The organism is Clostridium rhizosphaerae (assembly GCF_016765585.1).
GTDB classification, from domain to species: Bacteria; Bacillota; Clostridia; order Clostridiales; family Clostridiaceae; genus Clostridium_AT; species Clostridium_AT rhizosphaerae.
The window spans coordinates 112,012-134,432 of record NZ_JAESWC010000007.1; the positions used below are offsets into that span (position 1 = coordinate 112,012).

Consider the following 22,421-nt stretch of genomic DNA (forward strand, 5'->3'; position numbering starts at 1 on the left):
TATGCTAAATTATTAATTCAGCATATCTTTTTATTTATATAATTTTTAAAAGCCTCCAGCTCCTCCGCCACCGCCGCTGTCAAAACCTCCACTGCTGTCACTGGAACTAAAACTTCCACCGTATTCTGTATTTTTAATTGGAGTTTCAAATGAATTATAAAAACTGTCATTATCACTACTCATCATATAATACATTGCCCAAAAGCTTGAACCTGTTTCATCAACATAATTTTCATCTTTTGGAGTTATTTTATATATCAGATCACTTCTTAATCCCATTGAAACTGCATATATAAGATATATTTCTCCCTGCAGCGGTTTATTTTGAAGTTCTTCTATTTCAAACTTATTCAAGTTTTTAATTCTTCTCTTCATCTTATTCCATAGAGCTAATTGCACTTCTCCCTCAAGCGTTCTTGTATTAATTAAAAACACAGCTGAAAAAGCTAATGAAGAAGCAATAATGCTTATAAAGCCGTACAAGTTTCCTAAAGCAACCAGAAACACAGCCGCTGCTATTAGTATAATCTCAAATATAATTATAAAACTTTTAATATTGTCAGCCTTTTTATCGTGAAGATTAAGTTTATCTGCCTCAAGCTTTACTTCGCCTCTCCAAAGTGCAAATTGTCTTCTCAAGTCATTAGGCTTATCTTTGCCGTAATTCTTAATAGCCTCTATGGTTACAGAATTTCCGTCTCCTATTTCGTCAATAAGAAGATGCATTAAATATGCTTCATGCTTAAAGGTATTATCATCTTTTTTTCTAATTCTTTTAATTTTATATTCTTCAGTTTTACCTTCAATACTTAGATACCCTCGTCTTGAAAGCTCCATAACAGCAGCCATCAAGTCGTTTGGCATAAGCTTTGCTTTTGCATTGTAAGCTAATATAGCCGGATTATAATTTGCTATATCCTTTCCTGCTATTAAATCATCTACATAGTAATATTTTTTTCTTCTTATAAAAATGCAAATAATAATTAATAAGCTTACAACACTCATAAGGATAGCAATAATCTTTGTATCTTCTATAATCTTTTCTCTTTCCTTTGCCTTTTCTATTTTCTCGTTAATATATCTATTTTCTTCAGCCATAATACTTTCAAATTTGTTTTCGTTACTGCTTATTTTAGCCTGAGGTACCAGCTCTCTGGGAAACAAGGTTCTAACCTCAACATATCTTCCTGAAGGTACGTTTAAAACCGAAAAATTTATAGTTCTGTCATCTTGTATTCTCCATGCTCCATCTAACGGTCCATGGCCAAAAACCTTCATTTCTTCCTTTCTTGCTCCCTTAGGAAGTATTAAACTAATTTGCAAATTCTCTATTTTTGTTTCGTTATCACTGCCAATAAACTTCCAATACAGCTCCCCAATATCATTATATTTTTTAACTGCCGCTGGAATTTTATAAGATATTCTGAAGTTCTTTATTTCATCTTTTGATGGAGAGTATATTTTTAATCTTACACTGTTAGACTTTTTTTCTATGCTATATACTCCCTTATCCCCATTGCTTGCTGACTTTACTTCCTTATAAGCCGCTTCACTCCCCTTAAGCTCGGAAACAGTTATATTAGAAATGCCTTCACCCTTGTCAAAGGAAATATCCTTATATACACCATTATACTTGCCCGAAATATCAAAGCTTAAATCTTCTACTGTATTCATCGAGCCATCCTGAGTAATTTCAGTTTTTATAACATCGCTTTTCAGCTTTATTTCCTCTGCTTGAACTTTACTGCCTAATGATACAGTAAATGCCAAGGATATAAAAATTCCGATAATCCATTTGTTTAATCTCAATATAATCCCCCCCCCAAAATGCAAAATATATAGTTTTATTTAAAAATTCTTTATATTATCAAAAAGCACCCTCATTTTTAAAGGCAGCCTCAAATAAAATAACTGTTCCTCTAAGAATCAAAAATAGTATATTTATCAAAATCTCCTTTAGTACAACCCCTTCTTCCTTATAAAAATGATATTTCTTATTATACTATACTATTTACATTATCTGCAAAATATATCTTAACAAATATTCAGCTTAATAAAACAATAATAACGTAAAATCTATACTTATTAGTCGTAAATTAATTCTTTATAAAGGAAAAACATATTTCACGACTAAAAAATGGCCTTTCACGACATTTTGTAGAAAACCTTCTATTAAAATATTATAATTTATAATTAAAGCAGTTAAATTAATACAGTTTTTATCAAAAAATCCTAAAAAATAAAAATAAGGGGGGATAAAGATGGGGAAAACAAGACTAAAAAAATTTTTATCACTTATAATCTGTGCTGTTGCAATGTTTGTGGCTTCAATCTCTACATCTATGTGCTTTATATTTACTTTTGGCGAACCAAAAATGCCGGAATCCTTATATAAGATGGATTGAAGCAAAAGAACGGCTGCCTAGCTGCCGTTCTTCTCATTTAAAATTACTATCTCCTGAGTAAATACATTGTCCTTAATCTTTGTATTTAATAAAATATTATTATATTTCTCATCTATAATACTTCTAATAATCTTAAGTCCTAGTCCCCTGCCTTTACCTTTAGTTGAAAAATCCTGTTCATATATTTTGTTTACAGGAGGAGTATCCTCCAGACAGGTGTTGCTTATAAAGAACGCGGTACTTTCTTCTTCCTTCAAAAACATTAAATTTATTTTCTTGCCATCCGTCATTTCAGCTGCTTCAATAGCATTATCCATCAATATCCCTATAATTCTGCATATATCAATCAAATTTATTGGGAGATTTTCAATGTCATCAACAATCTGAATATTAGTCTCTATTCCCTTAGCTTGAGCCGCAATAATCTTCGAAGATATAAGCCCTTTTAATGATATAATTTTTATATGCTGCAAAACATTTAAATTTTTATTTTTATCTAATATTATCTTGCTTTCCGGTAATAATTCATCTTTATAGAAGTTTTTTAAATCAGCAATATTCTCTGTCTCTATATACCCGCCTATAGTACCTAAAATATTTAAATAATCATGCTTAAACTTTCTTAGATCATTGGATACAGTCTCAAGCATGTTAGTATATTCCTTTAGCTGCTCATATTCCTGCTGCTTGTGCTGGTTTTCAAGTCTATTTTTAATATTTTTATTGCTTATGTAAGTTAAAATAGTGGTAAATATAAAGAAGCCAACAATTAATACTATATACAATGATAAAATAACCTTATTGAAATTTTGTCCAAGTTTTTTGTTAATAATTGTATAAGCATATATAGAGCATAAACCTAAGATTACATAAATAACTATTAAGAAGTTATCTTTCAAATATTCCCTTAGGCTGTAAGAATTCATATTTATTTTTGTTGAAAGTATCTTAACAATTTTGCTTAAAGTATATGCTGTAAGCAATATAAAAACTCCAATAATAAAGTAGTAAGTTTCATTACTTATAATGCTCTTATAATCTATTCTAAAGATAAAAACTGTTACAGCTCCGACTACTACATCACTTATAGCAAAGATAAAATCTACCGCGATAGAAATTATAGTTGAGTAAATAAGTTCCTTAGTATTTATGTACAAAAGTATACATGTACAAAATGTAAGCACTGGAAGCAGCAGATTTTCAATTTTATTAAAATAAAATACTATGCACATCAAATAGCTTATCAAGGCATATATAGATATACTTTTGATGCTTATCTTTTTCATACCAATATTTAAAATTATTACTACCAATGTTCCAGACATTATAATAGAATAAAGCAGTACAAAAATCAGACTAAACATTTTTAAGCAGTCCTTTCAAATAACGAGAAGTCGTATAACATATCTCATTATTAATCATTCGTATAACAAGCTTATCTTTATCTATTTCTTTTATTTTTTTTGTATTTATCAAATAGGACCTATGACATTTATAATAATAGCTTGGAACTATTTTTTCCATTTCCTTTAGTGTGCCGTAAAACTCCAATTGTTCTTCGCAGGTATGTATTCTGAGCCTATGGTCTCTGCTTGTAGTTTCAAAAAATAATATATCATTTAAATTAAAATTAATAATTCTACTTCCAAAGGTGATAGGTATTATATTTGAATCCAGAGTTTTCAGATTTTCGTAGTCCTTATATGCTGCATTGATACATTCTCTAATTCTAGCATCAATACTATTAGCATCAAACTTTATTATAAAATCCATAGCTTGTACCTTGTATTGAAACGGTAAAAAAGACATTTCTGCATGGGATGTTATAAATATAATGTATCCTGCAGGGTCGTATTTTCTAATCTGCTTAGCCAGCTCCAACCCATTAATTTCACTTCCAAGCTCCACATCCAAAAAGTATATAAAAGTTTTTCCTTTACATGTGTCTATATAACTTATTACTTCCTTTGGACTATCTGTAGATAAGTCAATATTCATATTAAGCTTAGAAGATTTTAGTTCATCAATAATTATATCTTCAACTTTTTTTCTCTGCCTTAGATCATCCTCACAAATTACGATACTAAGCATGCCGCACCTCCTGAAATATATATATATATTTCTACGTACCTTGTATCAAATATTATAACATGAATGACAATATAATCCAATATTCTATTATATATTGACTTAATTAGCAATTTATGACATTATAGGATTGTAGTAATTAGTTAAAGGATGGTTAATATGGATATATCAGAATATATAAGTGAAAAAGCTGCAGTATTTGTGCAAACTTCTTTAGACAAATCAAATAGTGAAATAGAACAAATAAAATATGGTATACAATCTATTTTAACGAATACCTTTAAGCTCATTATTTTATTTATTACAGCTTATTTTTTAGGAATAGCAAAGCATACCTTAATTGCCTTAATAAGCTTTGGAATATTAAGAAGTTTTGCTTCCGGAATACATGCAACTTCAAGTTTAAAATGTATAATAGCAAATTATATTATATTTTTAGGAAATGTTTATTTAAGCATTTATTTTACAATAAACAAGCTTAATATTACTGTTTTATTCTTAATAAGCTTAGTATTAATTGCTTTATATGCTCCTGCAGATACTGCCGCAAGGCCATTGACAAGCAAAAAGACTAGAAGAAAATTAAAAACATTATCTATTGTAACTACTATATCCTTATATATTTTAGCAATTACTCTAAAAAATAATACTTATGTTAATATAGTAACTTTTTCTGCCTGCATTGAGGCCATTCTTATTACCCCATTAGCTTATAAAATATTTAATCTTCCCTATAGAAATTATAAGAAATATGAAATTATAACTTCTACTTCAAACCAATCCATGTAGTCATATTAAAAATAGAGTGGCACATTATGGGTATCCATAGTGTGTCATATTCTTTAAATAGAAATCCAAATACTAAGCTTGCTATTGAAACTGTAACAATTGAACTTACCATATCTGTGCCTGAGATAATCCAGTTTGGAAAGTGTAAAAGTACAAATATTATAGTTGTAATTATATTAGCATTCCAAAAATTCATTTTCTTTTGAAGCTTTTGAAGAATAAAGCCTCTAAACGGTATTTCTTCAAAAAATCCTACCAGTAGTACTGCTGACCACATCATTCCTATATTCATATTAATTGCTTTTCTTTGTATAGCTATATTTTTTATTATTAATATAAGTAAATAAGCCGCACTAAAAACAGCACCTTTAAAAATATTTTTTGACATATTATTTTTAAGTCTTAAAAACATAAAAGGGTCTGTCTTTTCTTTAAATTTTAGATAGAGAAAAATAGGCACTAAAAATACTGCTAAATATATAGCAAAACCAATCAATAATAATCTCGCATCATTTCTCACATATATTCCCCCCTTTTACTTCCCATTTTCCATTATAACCATCTTTCTACAATAATTTAATGGGTTAATACCCAAAATTTATATGAAATTTTTAATTCATATTTTTTTAGAAATGCAAGATAAATTACGTTTTCATAAGATAATATATGATTAATGTAGAATTTTAAGTTTAATTGTCGCTTATAGACTTTGACTATAAGTGCTTTTTCTCATAATATTGTTTATGGCAATTAAAGATTAATAAGTACAAGCATGAAATTCGGAGGGAGATACATATCATGTCATCTATTTTTAGAAAGAAAGATGTTAATTCAATTTTAGAGAGCAACAAAAACAGCTCAATTCAAAAACACCTGGGTGCCTTTGATGTAACTCTTATGAGTATAGGTGCAACTATCGGAACAGGTGTAATGGTTTTAACAGGTCTCGTTGCATCTCGTGATGCTGGTCCTGCTGTTGTTTTATCCTTTATAGCTTCAGCTATTGTTTGTATTCTTGTAGCACTTTGTTATGCAGAGTTTGCTTCATCAATACCTACCTCAGGCAGTGCTTATGCATACATTTATACTTCCTTGGGTGAAATAGTTGCTCATTTAGTTGGCTGGTCTCTTATTGTTGGTTATACTTTAAGCACTTCAACTGTAGCTGGTGGATGGGCCGCTTACTTTAACGGACTTCTAAAAGAAGTAGGAATTCACTTACCTGAAAAACTTACAAGTATACCAAGCCAGGGAGGAATTGTAAATCTTCCTGCAGTATTAGTTGTTTTAATGGTTACTTTCCTTTTATCAAGAGGTACTAAGGAAAGCAAAAAAGTAAACAATTTAATGGTTATTGTTAAATTAGCAATCATAGTTTTATTTGTAGCTGTTGGAGTATTTTATATAAAACCATCAAACTGGAATCCTTTCATGCCTTTCGGTATAAAAGGAGTATTCGCTGGAGCAGCTTCTGTATTCTTTGCCTTTACAGGTTTTGATGCTGTATCAACTTCAGCAGAGGAAGTAAAAAATCCTCAAAAGAATTTACCAATAGGTATTGTATTTTCACTTGTTGCTTGTACTTTAATATATATAGTAGTTTGTTTAGTTCTTACTGGCGTTGCAAGTTACACTAAGCTTAATGTTGCAGATGCTATGTCTTATGCACTTGCTAGTGTTGGACAAGGCTGGGCTGCTTCAGCAATATCAGTTGGTGCAGTTATAGGTATTATTGCAGTTATGCTTTCTTATACTTATGGAGCTTCACGTATATTATTTTCAGTAAGCCGTGACGGACTTCTTCCAAAGACCTTTTCTAAGGTAAATAAAAAGACTGGTGTTCCTGTACTTTCAACCTGGGTAGTAGGAATTGGCGCTGCTCTTATGACCGGAATGGTTGATTTAAAGCAATTAGCTGACCTTGCAAACATAATTCTTATCGGAACCTTTATGCTTGTTGCATTATCAGTAATTGTGTTTAGAAAGAAACATCCTAACATTAAAAGAGGCTTCGTGGTACCTTTAGTACCAGCACTTCCATTGTTTGCAGTTGCCTGCTGCATATTCTTAATGACTAATTTATCAAAGGCAACTTGGATCTACTTTGGTATTTGGATAGCACTTGGAGTTGTTGTATACTTTACTTATTCACACAAGCACAGCTCGCTTCAAGTTAAAGTTAAACAAAAGACTCAAGAAAGAAAGATTGCTTAAAAAAACAAGCTTAGTCTATTTATGCAAAATTGCATTTAGACTAAGCTTTTCTTATTTTCTTCCGCTGAAAGCTTTAACATAAAAGCCATCATTTATATAATATTTACTGTGAAGAATTTCTGTATTTTTAAAATCCAATTCTTCTTTTTTATCCACAACAAAGGTTATTTCATCCACAATCTTAACTAAATCATTCTCCTTTTGCTCATCCAGAGCAAGACCAAGAGCCGGCTTTCCTCAGCCTCTTCCCAGAACTTTAAGTCTAATAACCTTATTTTCTTTTGTTTTTAAGTATTCTTTAAGCGCTTCTGCTGTTTCAGCATTAAATCTAATGTTCATGTAATCACTCTCTATTATGAATTATTTTCTGCTGGCTCTCTTTGCAAGATAGTAAAGAGTTCTGACTCCTGCTCCTGTGCCACCCTTTGAGTAGTAGTCTCTTTCAGCATCTGTCCAGGCTGTTCCTGCAATATCTAAATGAAGCCAAGGTCTTTCAAGAACAAATTCTCCAATAAACAATCCTGCTGTTATAGTTCCTGCAAATCTTCCGCCTAGGTTTTTCAAATCAGCAATGTCTGATTTAAGCATCTTCTTATATTCATCAAAGGCAGGAAGTTGCCACACCTTTTCTCCAGCCTTTCTTGAAGCTGTCTCAAGTTCATTGTAGAATTCATCATTATTAGTTACAACTGCTGTAGTAGTAGTTCCTAGAGCAACTAGTGCAGCTCCGGTTAAAGTAGCTACATCTATAACTTTTGAAGCCTTTTCCTTTTCAACTATATAGAATACCGCATCAGCAAGAGTCAATCTTCCTTCTGCATCTGTATTTAATACTTCAATAGTTTTTCCTGACATTGAGCCAATAATATCTCCAGGCTTATATGCTCCTCCAGAGATCATATTTTCACAGGCTGCAACAACAGCAACCACATTTATTTTAAGCTTTCTTTGTGCTATAGCACTCATAGCTCCAATGACTGCAGCAGCACCGCCCATATCTGACTTCATTGTAACCATGCCATCTGTAGGCTTTATAGAATATCCGCCGGAATCATAAGTTAATCCCTTTCCTACAAGACCTAATATTTCAGACTTATTTTCTATATCTCCAAAGTATCTCATAATTATAACTCTTGGAGCCTTATCAGAACCTTGAGCAACTGATAGGAAAGCATCCATTTCTAAATCTTCAATTTGAAGCTCATCTAAGACTTCAACCTCAAAGCCATATTTCTTTCCGTGTTCTAAAACCTCTTCCGCAAGAGTTTCCGGATATATAACATTAGCAGGCTCATTAACTAAATCCCTTGCAAGAAGTGCCGCTTCAGCTACAGCTTCCCCTTCTTTTATGTAGTCCTCTGTCTCTTTATATTTTTCTTCAATAACATTTCCAAAACCTATATTTAGCTCTGCTTGCTCTTTTCTATCTGTTTTATACCAGTCAAATTTATAGTCTCCATACTTCAAGCCTTCTACCATAGCCTTAACTGTGGCACCATAACACAAGCTTTCAGTATTAATAAAGTCAACATATACTTTTTCCGCCTTAAGCTCTCTTGCCTTTTTAACTGCCTTAGCTAAAGCAATTCTTATCTTTTCTCCATTTATCTCTTCTTCTTTTCCAAGCCCTACAAATATAATGTCCTGAGGTAAAACTTCTCCAAATTTTACTGTAGTAAAAACTTCTCCTTGCTCACATTTAAATTGTTCCCTGCTTCTAATATATTGATAAATATCCGAAACATATCCCAAACTAACTTCTTCACTTTCAGCAAATACCGGAACTATAACTGCCTGAGCTTCTAAAATACTAATATTATTTATTGCTATATTCATTTTTTCACCATCCTCAATTAAGTTTTCTATAACAATTATGTATTAATAGTTATTATAACACTGTAGAAATTGCATCTCAACCTATTATTTTTTAACCATTCTCATATTTTACTGACATATATCCTTCGTAAGCTTTTCAATTTTTTCTCTTCTAGCATTAGTTTCATCTGCATCAATAGTTATTATATTACCATCAACTATAAGAACATCTCCTTCTTTTGCTTCTACAGGAATATTTTTTCGCTCTAAATCAATCATTTTCTCTATTATCTTTTTCACATATTGCAAGGGCGCCTTCGAACCTGTCTATGATGGCCTTCATATATATATTCCTCCTTTTAGTCGGAAGCACTGAGCAATTTAAGATTACTCGCTTCCGCTCGAAAATTGCTCGTTAAAGCCCATTTAGGACTTTAGTTCGGGGCAACCTGAACTCACTCATTGCCATTCACTAGGTTGCCCGTTAAAGATCATTTAGACCTTTAGTTCGGGGCAACCTAAACTCGCTCATTGCCATTCGCTAGGTTGCCCGTTAAAGGTCATTTAGACCTTTAACCTCCTTAATATGCGCTTGTGCTATTATATGCTAGATACTATATATAATATTATTGAACATAAAACGGAAAATAAAAATCAGTTTAAATTAAAGTAGGATGTGCTCTAACACCCTATTTTAATTTAAACTGTTCAATAAGTTTGCCTGATATTACTACTAACATCAACAGCACTTTATCTTTCTTCCCTAAAGTAAGGAAGCCCCAAGGACTCTGGAGGAGAATTCTTCTTGGACTTTTTAACAGAAATAAATATAAGAATAATTATAGTTACCAAATAAGGAAGCATGCCTAAAAAATAAGGGGATACAAAGCTAGTTTTTATTCTAAAGCCTATTATATCCAATCCTCCAAAGAGATAAGCACCTAATACTGCTTTATAAGGATTCCAAGCTGCAAAAATAACTAGCGCTACAGCAATCCAGCCTCTTCCTGCAGTTATGTTTTCCTGCCAGGTTGGAACATGTACTAGAGACAAATAGGCTCCACCAAGACCTGCCAAAGCTCCACCTAGAAGAATATTTATATATTTATATAGGCTCACATTTATGCTTACAGCATCTGCGGCTGCAGGATTTTCTCCTACTGCTTTAAGGTTTAGTCCCATATTAGTTTTATATAGATATATACCTACTGCTGCTGTTATTATATATGATAGATAAACAAATACATCCTGATTGAAGATTATATGTCCTATAAAAGGTATATCACCAAGCATTGGAACTTTTATAGGAGAAAAAAATACTTTTATACTTTCAGATAGTGATTGACCCACTACCTTTTGACCTAAAAGGCTTGATATTCCTGTACCAAAAATAGTCAGAGTCAGCCCTGTTACAACTTGATTAGATCTTAAGGATACGGTTAAAACAGCATATACAAGTCCTCCCAAGGCTCCTGCAAGCATAGCTGCTGCTAAAGCTAAGGCTGGATTTCTTGTACTATAGCCAGTAACAAACCCCATTACAGCTCCCAAGAGCATCATACCTTCAACCCCTAAGTTAAGGTTGCCTGCCTTTTCGCAGAGTATCTCCCCTAGGGTTGCCAATAAAAGAGGTGTTCCTGCTACTACCGCTGCGTGAAGAAATAATTCTAAATTCATTATTGTTCCTCCTCATTTCGTTCGTTGGAAACACAGGACAACCTGAACTCGCTCATTACCATTCGCTAGGTTGCCCGTTAAAGCCCATTTAGGGCTTTAACCTCCTTATAGAAACTTTATATCTTATAAACAATTCGCTTCCAAGTACAAAGAATAATAGTAACGCCTGAATTACTGACGCTGCTGCATTAGGAATTCCAAATGCTGTCTGTATATAGGAACCGCCTTCAACAAGCCCAGCAAAAAGTACAGAAACCACCAAAATAATTATGGAATTTAAATTTGACAGCCAGGCTACTATTATAGCTGTATACCCTACCCCACCTGTTACCTCTACAGATAAGGTCTGGGACACCGCTGAAGCTTGAATAAAGCCAGTAAGTCCACATAAGGCTCCACTTATACACACAGCAGCCAAAATAGTTTTATTTATATTTATCCCTGCATATCTGGCAGTATTTTTACTCTCGCCAAGCACTGCAATCTCATAACCTAACTTGCTCTTTTTCATAATAATATAAAAAATAATTACAACAATAAGTGCTATAATCCAGCCTGCATGTATATTAAAAACTTTTGGCAATATAGCATTTTCAGAAAAGTTAGCTATCTTTGGAAAATTCATTGCTTTCTTGTCTCTCCAAAAATCATACTGCAAAAAAGTGATAAATTTAAGAGCAATATAGTTCAACATAAGAGTTATTATGGTCTCATTTGTATTAAAGTACACCTTAATTACCCCAGCTACAGCTCCCCATAGCGCCCCAAAGAACATTGCTGATATTGCCATAAGTATTAGCAAAATAGGTTTTGGAAGAGCTGAAAGGTTTAATGCTACTAAGGCAGCTCCAAAGGCTCCCATAAATATCTGTCCATCACCACCTATATTCCAAAACTGCATTTTAAAAGCTACTGATATACCTATTGCTGTAATAACTAAAGGTATGGCTCTTATTATGGTTTGTCTTACTCTATATGGCGATCCAAAGGACCCCTTTAACATTCCTGGAAATACCTTCATAGGATCGAAGCTCATTAAGGCCAGGAATATACCTGCAACAACCAGTGCAAGAATTACAGCTATAACTCTCACCTTAATGCTGTTCATTTTGCTTATTTCTTCTCTTTTTATAAGTCTTATCAAAACCTTTAACCTCCTTAATTATGCTTTTGAGCCTACCATCATTCTTCCTAATATTTCTCTTGTGGCCTTGTCAGCTTCTATAGTTCCACTTATGCTTCCGTGGCACATAACCATAATCCTATCGCAAAGCTGAGTTAAAACATCCAAATCTTCCCCTATAAACAGTACTGCAGTACCGCTCTTTTTAGCTTCATTAACGAGGTTGTAAACTGTAAAACAAGTATTTATGTCAAGTCCTCTTACAGGATAAGCCATTACAAGAAGTCTTGGTTTAAGACTAAGCTCTCTTCCAAGTAAAATCTTTTGTATATTCCCTCCAGACAGATACTTTATAGGATAGGATATACTAGGTGTTTTTATTTCAAGAGATTTTTTTAACTCCTTAGCCTTCTCAATTAATGGCTTTCTATCTATAATCATACCCTTTTGAAGATGATAAGACTTTAGCAGAAGATTGTCCACCATATCCATGGAGCCTACAAGTCCCATGCCTAATCTATCCTCCGGAATAAAGCTCATGCTTATTCCTCTTTTAATAAATTCTCTTGGATTCTTCCCCTCAATATTTTCTCCTAAAAACACTATCTCCCCAGCTTTTGTGCTTATTACTCCTGCAATGGCCTCACATAATTCCTTTTGTCCTGAACCAGCAATACCTGCTACCCCTAATATCTCTCCTTCATTAATATTGAAGGAAATATTTTTTACAGCTTCAGAGCCCTCTTCATTTAGAACTGTGAGATTCTTAATTTGAAGTAATTCTTTTCCTATTTCGGATTCTACCTTTTCAATAGTTAAGTCTACCGCTCTGCCTACCATAAGCTCTATTAGTTCATCCTGATTTGACTCTTCTACTTTTAAGGTCTTGATCGTTTCACCCTTTCTTAAGATGGTTACTTTATCACATATCTCTATAACTTCATCCATCTTATGTGAAATGAAAATTACTGCGCAGCCTTGTTCTTTCATTCTTCTCATTATTTTAAAGAGCCTTTTTGTTTCCTGTGGAGTAAACACAGTAGTAGGTTCATCCATTATTAATATTTTTGCTCCTCTATATAGAACCTTTAATATCTCTAGATTTTGTTTTTCACCTACTGACATGTCGCAAACATATTTATTTAAATCCAAATCCAGGCCATATTTTTCGCATATTGCTTTTATCTCTTCTTCAAATTTCTTTCCCTTTTTAAAAATTCCATTTTTTTGACCGAGTATTATGTTTTCTCTGGCTATCATAGCATCTACTAGTTTGAAATGCTGATATATAGTTCCTACACCATATTTAATTGAATCCTTAGGTGATGCAAACTTAACTTCTTTGTCCTCATATCTTATTATTCCGCTGTCAGGAGTATAAATCCCAGATATAATATTAATAATTGTACTTTTCCCTGCGCCATTCTCACCAAGCAAAGCATGAATTTCACCTGAGTATATAGATAAATTTACATTTTTGCTCGCGGCTACCTTTCCAAAGACCTTATTTATATTTTCTAATTTCATTAAAGGAATTTTCTTATCCATTTTTCCTCCAAAATATAAGCTATATAGATTTTAAAGTAAATCTGCTATTTGAGCTTCTCAAAAACCTATAAAAACATTAGGATTTTTGCTCGCTCAAATAGCGATTTACTAATTAAAACTATATGGAACTGAAGCCTTACGCCTCAGTCCCATAGTTTTATCTTTAGAATAACAATTAATTAGCTGGTATAGTTCCATCTACACCTTCTACAAACCAATTCATATTCCATATTTCGTCATCAGACATTGCCTTACCACTTTCAACCTTAACATTTCCCTTTTGGTCTTTAAGAGGTCCAACAAATATTTTGTTCTTTCCAGATTTTATATCTTCTTTTGCCTTTTCAACCTTATCCTTAGCATCTGTTGGAGCTAAAGATGTTAATGGAGCTATATCCACTATGCCATCAGAGATTCCGCCCCAGTATTTTTCTGACTTCCAGCTTCCATCCATAATAGCTTTAATCTGCTTAACATAATATGGACCCCAATTCCAAACTGCAGAGGTCATATTTGCCTTTGGAGCTGTTTTGCTCATATCTGTATTATATCCTATAGAAAATACACCTTTAGCTTCAGCTGCTTGTTGTGGTCCTGCTGTATCCTGGTGCTGAGCTATAACATCAGCTCCGCCATCTATAAGTGCTAGTGCAGCATCCTTTTCCTTTGCAGGATCATACCAAGTGTTTGTCCAATTAACCTTTACCTTAATATTAGGATTAACTGACTTTGCACCTAGTGTAAAAGCATTAATATTTCTTATTACCTCTGGTATTGGGAAAGCACCAACAAAACCTACAGTATTTGTCTTTGTCTTAAGTCCAGCTACAATACCATCTAAATACATCATTTCATGAATTTTACCAAAGAATTGGCTCATATTATCAGCAGTTTCAGTACCTGAGCAGTGCATAAATTTAACATCCTTGTGCTTTGCAGCTTCTGAAATCATACCCTCCTGAAAGCCAAAGCTTGTACCTACAATTACATTAGCTCCCTGCTCTATCATATCTTCAACTACTTTTTCTACCTCTGCCTTGTCCTCTTTTACTGATTCTTTGTAAATTGTTTCAACCTTAAGTTCTTTTTCAAGATATAATCTTCCTTCGTTATGAGCATAGGTATAACCACCATCACCGATTGGGCCTACATATATAAAGCCAACCTTAATTTTGGACTTTTTGTCGCTGTTTGCACTGGTGCTATCCTTTGCACTGCATCCTGTTAATACTAGAGATGTTGTAACCGCTGCGACAGCCATTAACTTAAATAGCTTTTTCATAAATTTTTATCCCCCTTAAGTATGATAATCTTTATTCTTATAAAGCTTCAGTCATATGCTGAGCTTTATTTAAAACGCACCTTATTATTTTCCATTTTATCTATGGTAGCTAAAGACTCTACCCTTATACCCAGCTTTTCAATTTCTGCTCTTCCCTGCTGAAAGCCTTTTTCAATAACTATACCGACTCCTGCTACCTCTGCTCCAGCTTGCTTTACAATATCTATAAGTCCTAAAGCTGCACAGCCATTAGCTAAAAAGTCATCTAATATTAGTACCTTGTCCTCTTTATTTATAAATCTTTTTGAAACCATCACATTATAGGCCTTATTCTTTGTAAATGAATATACTTCAGTTTTATAAATATCATTATCTAAATTTAAGGATTCCGTTTTCTTTGCAAAAACTACTTTTGAGTTTTCAAAATATTGAGCTGTTATGCTTGCAACTGCTATACCTGATGCTTCAATTGTTAGAAGCTTATTTACTTCTTTATCTCTAAATCTCTCCTTAAACTCTTTTCCGATTTCATTCAGAAGCTCTACATCAATCTGATGATTTAAAAAGCTGTCCACTTTTAAAATAGTTTCCGATTTTACTCTTCCTTCATTGCGTATTTTGTCCTTTAATAACTGCATTACTTACATCATCTCCTAAAGCCATAATAAAAAAAGTGCTGCACAAAAAACCTGCATACACTTCGCATAGTTTTTGTACAGCACTTTCATTCTTAGAATCAAATATTTAACATACTTGCTCATTAATTAAGAATTATAATGGTATAAAAACAAAATTCCTGAACGTTTACCGCTCAGGAATGTAAAATCACATAATAATAATAAATAGCATTATTATAAGTAATTAAACATTCGTAGTCAGGTAATTTACGGCAACCCGGTAGAAACGCTTGAACCTTATCTTCAAACATATACGAAGTGAATATTTATTTAATTTTTAATATTATTGTTCGTGTTTTTGTTATACAAATATATTATATCAATTAAAATAAAAAATCAAGACATATTTAGATATATTTTTACATTAATCCTACTATAGTAATTCATTATAGTATATATTTTTGAACAAGTCAATTTGATGGATAAACTATGTATGTTAAAGAATAGTCCGCAAAACCAAATAATATAAATAAATATAGTACTTTTAGGAGCAGGCTTAATGAAGATTATAAGCTTTTATTTTATTTTTATGATTTCTCTATTTATTCATGAACTAGGTCATTATTATGTTGGAAAGCTCTTTAGGGTAAAAGCCTTAAAACTTTCAGTAGGTGCTGGGCCATCCTTTATTGACACCTATGTTGGCACAACAGAATTCAGCATTAAGTTTTTTCCTTTAATGGGGTTTGTAGAGCATGATTCCTACGATATAGATAACTTGAACCTATTTAAAAATATACTTATACTTTTAGCAGGAGTTATTAACAATATAATTTTAGGAATGTTTGCTATACTAGTCATATGCAAGTTCAATTTTATTCTTATGTTAAATGTAATGTTTGTAAGACTTATTCCAACGGTATTTAATATTTTCACTGATATTAGAAACTTTATTGGAGCAAATGGCAGCATATATCACGCCTATACCAGTATTCCTGTAAGTAACCTTGGAGAAATTTGGTCTTTACTTGCCGTTGTAAATATAGGTTTGGTTTTTGGAAATCTTCTTCCCATACCCGGATTAGATGGAGGACAGGTAATTTTATTTATTCTTCAAAGAGCCTTAGAGAGATTTGGTTTAAAAAAAGAATTTTTTAATAGAATTGCAAACTCATTAATTTGGATATGTCTTACTTTGCTCTTATTTCTTCCACTTATCAATGAAATACTAGCAACTAAAAATCCATTATTTTATGGTATATGTGCCTTTATCGTGGTACTTATAGTTATACTTTTTTATGTAATAAGAAAAACTGAAATTTATAGGAGAAATTTTAAAAGGTCGTGAAAACATCACGACCTTTTATTTAAAGTATCAAAAACGAGGCTGCAATTATAATATAAACAGCTAAAAGCTGAACACCTTCAAGCCAGTTTGATTCACCGTCACTAGACACTCTATTGGCAATAAGCACTGATACTATAAGGGCTATAAGCTCAAATTCATTAAAAATAATACTCATTGGGGTAAAAATCAAGCTTAAAAACACAAGTACCGGAGCAACAAATAGTATTATTTGAAGACTTGAGCCTAGCGCTATTTCAACTGCAACATCCATTTTATTTTTCATAGCCATAATAATTGCTGTACTATGCTCTGCAGCATTACCTATAATAGGAATAAGTATTATACCTACAAAGAATTTACTCAAGCCTAAGCTTTCCGTCATAGGCTCAACAGCACTTACTAAAAATTCACTTTCAAAAGCAATAATTACTGTTGCTATAACTAAAACAGCTACTGCCTTCTTAAGTGACCATTTTGCCTCTCCTTCCTCTTCATGATCTACTGAATAAATATCCTTATGAGTATAAAAAGAAAAATAAAGACTCAAAAGATATATTATAAACATTACAACTGCTACAACCACACTTAAACCTTCATACTTAGTATTTAGGAGTTCAGTTTTTACCGTATGAGTAAAAATTGCTGGAACGCTGAGGCCTATAACCGCAAATAAAAGCATGCTCGAGCTAACCTCAATTACCCTTTTGTTAAATCTTTGAGTTTTAAATTTAAGTCCTCCAAAAATCATGCTTGCCCCGAGAACTAAAAGTACATTTCCTATAACTGATCCCGCAATAGAAGCTTTAACTACATCAAATAAGCCTTCTCTTAAAGCAAAAAATGAAATTATAAGTTCGGTTGCATTCCCAAAGGTAGCATTTAAAAATCCTCCAAGCTTCGGACCCGAATAAAAGGATATTTCTTCTGTCGCCTCTCCCATAAGTCCTGCAAGAGGAATAATAGCAAGTGCGGCAAATATAAATATTAATGTAGGTGAAAAATGCATAAATTCACCTAAAAAGCTTATTGGTATAAAGATTAGTAGTAAATTTAATATTTTCAAAGATATAGCCCCCTTTATATATTTTAGATTGCTTTCCTCTAATAATTCTAATTATTAAATTTTATTTATATATTTCATATTTATGGAAAATTAGTTATTATTTATATATAACACTTGTAATATCCATAGTAAATATTATATTGTATTTCCACATTTTATCAAGCTTAACTTACGGGGGATATTTAAAATGAAAAAAACTTTTATAGGAATTGCTATTGGGGTCTTTATTATTGTTGGCGCTTCATTTAAATTTTATAATTCAATTTCAGTAAATACAGCTGCAAATAAGAACTTAAAATCTCAAGCCTTAGAGAAAGCTGAAATTGAAAGCCTTTTAGCGCTGCCAATAGAGCCTGAAAAAGCTTCAGAAGTTAAGGATAATGAAGAATATAGATTTTATACTTTTATGCTTAACAGACCTAACCTCTTATTGCTTGTGAACAGAAATCATCAGTTAGAAAAAGATTATGCACCTAGAAATTTAGTCAAAGCTGAGGTTTCGTTTTTATCTTCTTCATCTAATGAGGAAATGCTTATGCAAAAAAACGCTGCTGATGCTCTAAAAGAAATGTTTGATGCTGCTGATAAGCAGGGCTTAAGGTTATTTGGTGTATCTGCTTATCGTTCCTTTGCTTCTCAGCAAAGCTTATATAACGAAAAGCTAAAGAGTCGTGGAAAAAGCTATGTGGACAGCTATGTTGCTTTTCCGGGAGAAAGCGAGCATCAAACAGGTCTTGCTATAGATATTAGGGGAACTGTTTCAGCTTATAATGCAAATATAAAAGACTTTGGGCAAACAAAGGAAGGCACTTGGATAAGAAATAACGCTCAAAATTTCGGATTTATTATACGCTATCCTAAGGGAAAAGAAATCATAACTGGCTACAGATATGAGCCCTGGCACATAAGATATGTAGGACAAGATGTGGCTGAAAAGATTAAAGAATCTAATATTGTTTTAGAAGAATATGTAAACCAAGTTATAAATTAATCTGACTAAATCTAAATAAAAATACCGAAGGCTGTTTATTACAGTTCTTCGGTACATTATTATATTTACTATATAATTTTCTCATCCCTTAATACTTGTTCAAATGTCATAACAATTTTCTCATCATAATGCTTTCCTATTAAGCTCTTCATCTCATTTATAGCAGTTCTTGGATCCATACCTTTTCTATATGGCCTGTCTGAAGTCATTGCATCGTATGTATCTACTACAGCAATTATTTTAGCTTCAAGACAAATCTCACTATCCTTTAATCCATTAGGATAGCCGCTGCCATCAAGTCTTTCCTGATGCTGAAGTATTCCAGGTACAGCTTCTCTTAAAAAAGTATTCTTAATTATTTCTGCTCCATCACCAGGATGCTTCTTTATGTATTCAAACTCTTCATTTGTCAGCTTTCCCGGCTTATTCAATATTTCATCCGGCACATTTATCTTTCCTATATCATGAAATAATGCGGAATAAAACAATATATCAAGCTGCTTTTGAGATAATTTCATCTTCTCACCAATTTTTATAGAAAAGTCTTTTAATCTCATACCATGACTATGTGTGTACATGTCCTTTCCTTCAACCTTCTTTAGCATTGCACTTAGAACTTCAATTTCATTACTTAAGTAATGAAAAACGGGTTGGCTAGCCACATAAAGCAAAGTTACTTCTGTCAAAGTTCTAAAATGCACAGATTCTTTTAGTCCATGAGCATAAAAATAATCTCCTTTATTTAATTTAACTTCATTACCATTATCTTTATAAGCTACAGTTCCATCTATTATATAAAAAAATTCCATCAAGCTTTCATTTTCTCCAGGCTCAATCCAAAAAACCAAGTCAGACTGAAACCTTTGGGTCATTATTTCAACTCCATCACCCTTTGCCAGAAGCCTTAGTTCTTCTCCCTGCTTAGAAACCTTTTCGATATATTTGTCCTTGCTTTCAAAGTATAACCCTAACATTATGTATCTCCTACAAACTATATTCATTGCTAACATTATAGTATTCTATATAATAATAATATTCTATTAAAATCTTATTTTCCCTGCTTATAAGATTAAATTTTCATAATAAAAAAAAGAGTTTGATTACTTAATCAAAACTCCTTTCTAAACATATATAAATTAAACTGATCTTGATTTACAAGGATCCACCAAAACAACCCTTCCACCTATTTTAACTTCAATCCATTCTGAGTATACTTCAACTCCATATTTCTTAGCTTCCTCTATAAGCTTCGCAGCCTTTTGGTTTGTAACATCAATTAAATGATTTATTATTTTATCTAAATCATTGTTAAATCTTTCAGTTATCTTGTTTAAGGTTTCTTGTCTTTGCACTTCTAATAAGCTTTGACTCTTGTCATTAACATTAGCAATTGTATCTTCAACCTTTTTTTGAAGATCATTATATTCCTTGCTGCCAACATTTAAAACCTGAAGATTCTTTTCCATATTTAATACATTGATTACATTGTTAAGCCTGTCTATATTAGCATTTGTATAGTTAACATCTATCTCTCCTGCAAATAAGGCTTTTTCGCAGTTATATCTAAAAACAAGCATATTAGCCTGGGTAACTGCTTTTTGAATTTCAAAGTCTATCTCCTTATTTGTTTTTTCAATCATCTGATTTACTTTGTCCACATTAGTCTCTGCAGCCTGAACCTTAAAGCCAAAGAAAGAAAATACCATTACCATAGAACAAATAGCCATAAGAAGTTTTTTCATAATACATTCCCCTTTCGTTTTTAAAAAATATAAAATGCCTACTTTAAAATTCTCAGCCACAGCTTGTTTATTTTTATACTTTCAACAGCCTCCCCATATAAAGCTTGTACAAAAATAAATCATAATAAATTATTTTAATATATACTGTGTATTAAATAGGCAGCCCAGCCATCATAGATTAGTTTTTAATCCTTAGACCCGCAGCTTTGCGTCTTCCTCTTTCAAGGAATTTGCTCTTTTCTACATTATCTTCCACACATTAAATATTAGCATAATATTCTCAATATTTCAACGGTTACCAGTAATATTCTTACATCCATATGAATATACTATAATTCTTGATCAAGTATATTTACTTTACTGCCTTCATCAACTACACTGAAAACACCTGCTTTGCCCTCTATAGCTATAACCGCACCTTTTACTGGCATTATAATCCTTCCAGAAGATAAATTTTCAATCTTTCTAACTACTTTCATATCTTTATCCACAAATAACACATCAATATTGAATCTCATAAAAAAAGTATGGATACTGTTACAGGGTTTTATTAGTATAGCTTCATAATGAGGTTTTTTCCTAAACATATATCCGAAAAATCTTGATTTGAAAGTATCTGCTATAAAAACTTTAGCTAGTAGGATAGAATTATATTCTAAAACCTTAATCATTTTTAGCCCCCTTGTATTCCTTATGAGTCCATAAGGATTATTAATCTTTATGCCCCTTGTATTCCTTATGAGTCCATAAGGATTATCAACCTTATGCCCCTTGTTTATTTTGCAGTAAAAACTTTTACAATTTGAATTACTGCCGGACCTAAAATAATAATAAAAATTGATGGAAATATAAAGAACACTAGAGGAAATAACATCTTAATAGGCGCTTTCATTGCTTTTTCTCTTGCAGCCTGCTTTCTGTGTTCTCTTAAATTAGCACACTCAATTCTTAAAACTCTTCCAAGGCTTACCCCGAGTTCATCAGCTTGTATAAGAGAGGTTACAAGCATAGACAGTTCTCTTACATCACAACGATCACTCATATTTTTCAGTGCTATTTTACGTTCTATACCCATACGCACTTCTTTAAGAGATTTCGAGAATTCATCACATAGTTCCCCGCTAATATTGGTGACAACCCTAGCCATTGCCCCATCGAAGGATAACCCAGCCTCAACGCTGACTGTAATCAAATCCAATGTATAGGGTAGATCCCTAAGAATCTTCCCTTTCCTATTTTCTACTTTCCTTGACAAGTAAAAGCTGAAAAATGTATTTATGCAAAGTCCCATAAGAAGAAAAAGTCCCAAAGCTTTGATGAAGCTATGACTTGCAGCATAGGCAAGCAGACCCATAAGCGATGAAAATATTAAAACCACTATACTTTTTGTATAAAGATATTTTTCAGTAGTACTGTTTTTAAGCATTCCTGCCTTTTCTAACTTTTTGTTCAAAGTCTCGAGCTTACTCTTAGGTGTAGCTTTTAATAAAAATTTTCCTAATGTCTGATAAAAAGGAGTAATTGTTCTTTCAAAAAATGATTTATTTATAGTTTCAGCTTCCTCTGCAGTATTAAGAAGCTTGACTTGCTTTACTCTTTTTGTAATTATCGTCCTATCACGAGTTACTAAAGCGAGTACTCCGTATATGAGCATAAATACTGCTATAAAAACTATAAACACTGCAATATAAAGCATCATTTTTTCTCCCTTCCATATAA

At 32.3% G+C, this 22,421-nt stretch carries 21 protein-coding genes and 2 riboswitches; of the genes, 5 read left to right on the forward strand and 16 right to left on the reverse strand.

Features of this window, described 5'->3' with window-relative positions:
* Positions 1-45: 45 nt before the first annotated feature.
* A complete protein-coding gene (locus JK636_RS12400; protein ID WP_202749327.1) occupies positions 46-1,809 on the reverse strand; it encodes a DUF2207 domain-containing protein in 1,764 nt (587 codons plus the stop codon).
* 452 nt (positions 1,810-2,261) lie between these two features.
* On the opposite strand from JK636_RS12400, the gene JK636_RS12405 reads away from it, so the two are divergent.
* Positions 2,262-2,405 (forward strand): cyclic lactone autoinducer peptide, encoded by a 144-nt coding sequence (locus JK636_RS12405; protein ID WP_202749328.1) that lies wholly within the window; start codon positions 2,262-2,264, stop codon positions 2,403-2,405.
* Between the two features lie 17 nt (positions 2,406-2,422).
* Here the strand turns inward: JK636_RS12405 and JK636_RS12410 are convergent, their stop codons facing one another.
* Both JK636_RS12410 and JK636_RS12415 read right to left on the reverse strand, forming a co-directional pair.
* Complete coding sequence (locus JK636_RS12410; protein ID WP_202749329.1) at positions 2,423-3,769, reverse strand: sensor histidine kinase; 1,347 nt, start codon at positions 3,767-3,769, stop codon at positions 2,423-2,425.
* Positions 3,762-4,496 (reverse strand): LytR/AlgR family response regulator transcription factor, encoded by a 735-nt coding sequence (locus tag JK636_RS12415; RefSeq protein ID WP_202749330.1) that lies wholly within the window; start codon positions 4,494-4,496, stop codon positions 3,762-3,764. The genes JK636_RS12410 and JK636_RS12415 overlap by 8 nt, the downstream gene beginning before the upstream one ends.
* Positions 4,497-4,652: 156 nt before the next feature.
* Between JK636_RS12415 and JK636_RS12420 the strand changes: the two genes are divergently transcribed.
* Positions 4,653-5,282 (forward strand): accessory gene regulator B family protein, encoded by a 630-nt coding sequence (locus JK636_RS12420; protein ID WP_202749331.1) that lies wholly within the window; start codon positions 4,653-4,655, stop codon positions 5,280-5,282.
* Here JK636_RS12420 and JK636_RS12425 read toward each other — a convergent pair.
* A complete protein-coding gene (locus JK636_RS12425; RefSeq protein WP_338025771.1) occupies positions 5,260-5,802 on the reverse strand; it encodes a CPBP family intramembrane glutamic endopeptidase in 543 nt (180 codons plus the stop codon). The two genes, JK636_RS12420 and JK636_RS12425, sit on opposite strands and share 23 nt — an antisense overlap.
* 278 nt (positions 5,803-6,080) lie before the next feature.
* Here JK636_RS12425 and JK636_RS12430 point away from each other — a divergent pair, with 278 nt between their 5' ends.
* The gene (locus tag JK636_RS12430) at positions 6,081-7,496 is read left to right on the forward strand and encodes an amino acid permease (RefSeq protein WP_202749332.1); all 1,416 of its coding nucleotides are present in this window, start codon (positions 6,081-6,083) and stop codon (positions 7,494-7,496) included.
* Between the two features lie 360 nt (positions 7,497-7,856).
* On the opposite strand, the gene JK636_RS12435 is transcribed toward JK636_RS12430, so the two are convergent.
* The 7 genes from JK636_RS12435 to JK636_RS12465 all read right to left on the reverse strand — a co-directional run bounded on the left by JK636_RS12435 (position 7,857) and on the right by JK636_RS12465 (position 15,579).
* A complete protein-coding gene (locus JK636_RS12435; protein ID WP_202749333.1) occupies positions 7,857-9,332 on the reverse strand; it encodes a leucyl aminopeptidase in 1,476 nt (491 codons plus the stop codon).
* A gap of 108 nt (positions 9,333-9,440) precedes the next feature.
* Positions 9,441-9,611, reverse strand: a complete 171-nt coding sequence (locus tag JK636_RS12440) for a DUF3006 domain-containing protein (protein WP_338025772.1) — start codon at positions 9,609-9,611, stop codon at positions 9,441-9,443.
* Between the two features lie 450 nt (positions 9,612-10,061).
* Positions 10,062-10,988, reverse strand: a complete 927-nt coding sequence (locus JK636_RS12445) for an ABC transporter permease (protein ID WP_202749334.1) — start codon at positions 10,986-10,988, stop codon at positions 10,062-10,064.
* An 88-nt stretch (positions 10,989-11,076) separates the two neighbouring features.
* Positions 11,077-12,132, reverse strand: a complete 1,056-nt coding sequence (locus JK636_RS12450; RefSeq protein ID WP_202749335.1) for an ABC transporter permease — start codon at positions 12,130-12,132, stop codon at positions 11,077-11,079.
* 18 nt (positions 12,133-12,150) lie between these two features.
* Positions 12,151-13,659: an ABC transporter ATP-binding protein gene (locus tag JK636_RS12455; RefSeq protein ID WP_202749336.1), complete on the reverse strand. Its 1,509-nt coding sequence runs from the start codon at positions 13,657-13,659 to the stop codon at positions 12,151-12,153.
* Between the two features lie 175 nt (positions 13,660-13,834).
* Entirely contained in the window at positions 13,835-14,941 is a 1,107-nt protein-coding gene (locus tag JK636_RS12460; RefSeq protein ID WP_202749337.1) for a BMP family ABC transporter substrate-binding protein, read from the reverse strand.
* A gap of 65 nt (positions 14,942-15,006) precedes the next feature.
* The gene (locus tag JK636_RS12465; protein WP_202749338.1) at positions 15,007-15,579 is read right to left on the reverse strand and encodes a xanthine phosphoribosyltransferase; all 573 of its coding nucleotides are present in this window, start codon (positions 15,577-15,579) and stop codon (positions 15,007-15,009) included.
* 214 nt (positions 15,580-15,793) lie between these two features.
* A riboswitch (purine riboswitch) is annotated at positions 15,794-15,895 on the reverse strand.
* A gap of 222 nt (positions 15,896-16,117) precedes the next feature.
* Between JK636_RS12465 and JK636_RS12470 the strand changes: the two genes are divergently transcribed.
* Entirely contained in the window at positions 16,118-16,906 is a 789-nt protein-coding gene (locus tag JK636_RS12470) for a site-2 protease family protein (RefSeq protein WP_202749339.1), read from the forward strand.
* 19 nt (positions 16,907-16,925) lie between these two features.
* On the opposite strand, the gene cax is transcribed toward JK636_RS12470, so the two are convergent.
* A complete protein-coding gene (cax, locus tag JK636_RS12475) occupies positions 16,926-17,969 on the reverse strand; it encodes a calcium/proton exchanger (RefSeq protein ID WP_202749340.1) in 1,044 nt (347 codons plus the stop codon).
* 187 nt (positions 17,970-18,156) lie between these two features.
* On the opposite strand from cax, the gene JK636_RS12480 reads away from it, so the two are divergent.
* Entirely contained in the window at positions 18,157-18,960 is an 804-nt protein-coding gene (locus tag JK636_RS12480) for a M15 family metallopeptidase (protein ID WP_202749341.1), read from the forward strand.
* Positions 18,961-19,028: 68 nt separating this feature from the next.
* Here the strand turns inward: JK636_RS12480 and JK636_RS12485 are convergent, their stop codons facing one another.
* The 4 genes from JK636_RS12485 to JK636_RS12500 all read right to left on the reverse strand — a co-directional run bounded on the left by JK636_RS12485 (position 19,029) and on the right by JK636_RS12500 (position 22,398).
* Positions 19,029-19,934: an HD-GYP domain-containing protein gene (locus tag JK636_RS12485; RefSeq protein ID WP_202749342.1), complete on the reverse strand. Its 906-nt coding sequence runs from the start codon at positions 19,932-19,934 to the stop codon at positions 19,029-19,031.
* A gap of 162 nt (positions 19,935-20,096) precedes the next feature.
* Positions 20,097-20,702, reverse strand: coding sequence for a hypothetical protein (locus JK636_RS12490; RefSeq protein ID WP_202749343.1), 606 nt, complete (start codon positions 20,700-20,702; stop codon positions 20,097-20,099).
* 155 nt (positions 20,703-20,857) lie between these two features.
* Positions 20,858-20,947, reverse strand: a riboswitch (cyclic di-GMP riboswitch).
* A gap of 84 nt (positions 20,948-21,031) precedes the next feature.
* Positions 21,032-21,373 carry a DUF192 domain-containing protein gene (locus JK636_RS12495; RefSeq protein WP_202749344.1) on the reverse strand — a complete coding sequence of 114 codons (342 nt, stop codon included), beginning with the start codon at positions 21,371-21,373 and terminating at the stop codon, positions 21,032-21,034.
* Between the two features lie 104 nt (positions 21,374-21,477).
* On the reverse strand, positions 21,478-22,398 hold the full coding sequence (locus JK636_RS12500; protein ID WP_202749345.1) for a type II secretion system F family protein: 921 nt from the start codon (positions 22,396-22,398) through the stop codon (positions 21,478-21,480).
* Positions 22,399-22,421: the final 23 nt, after the last annotated feature.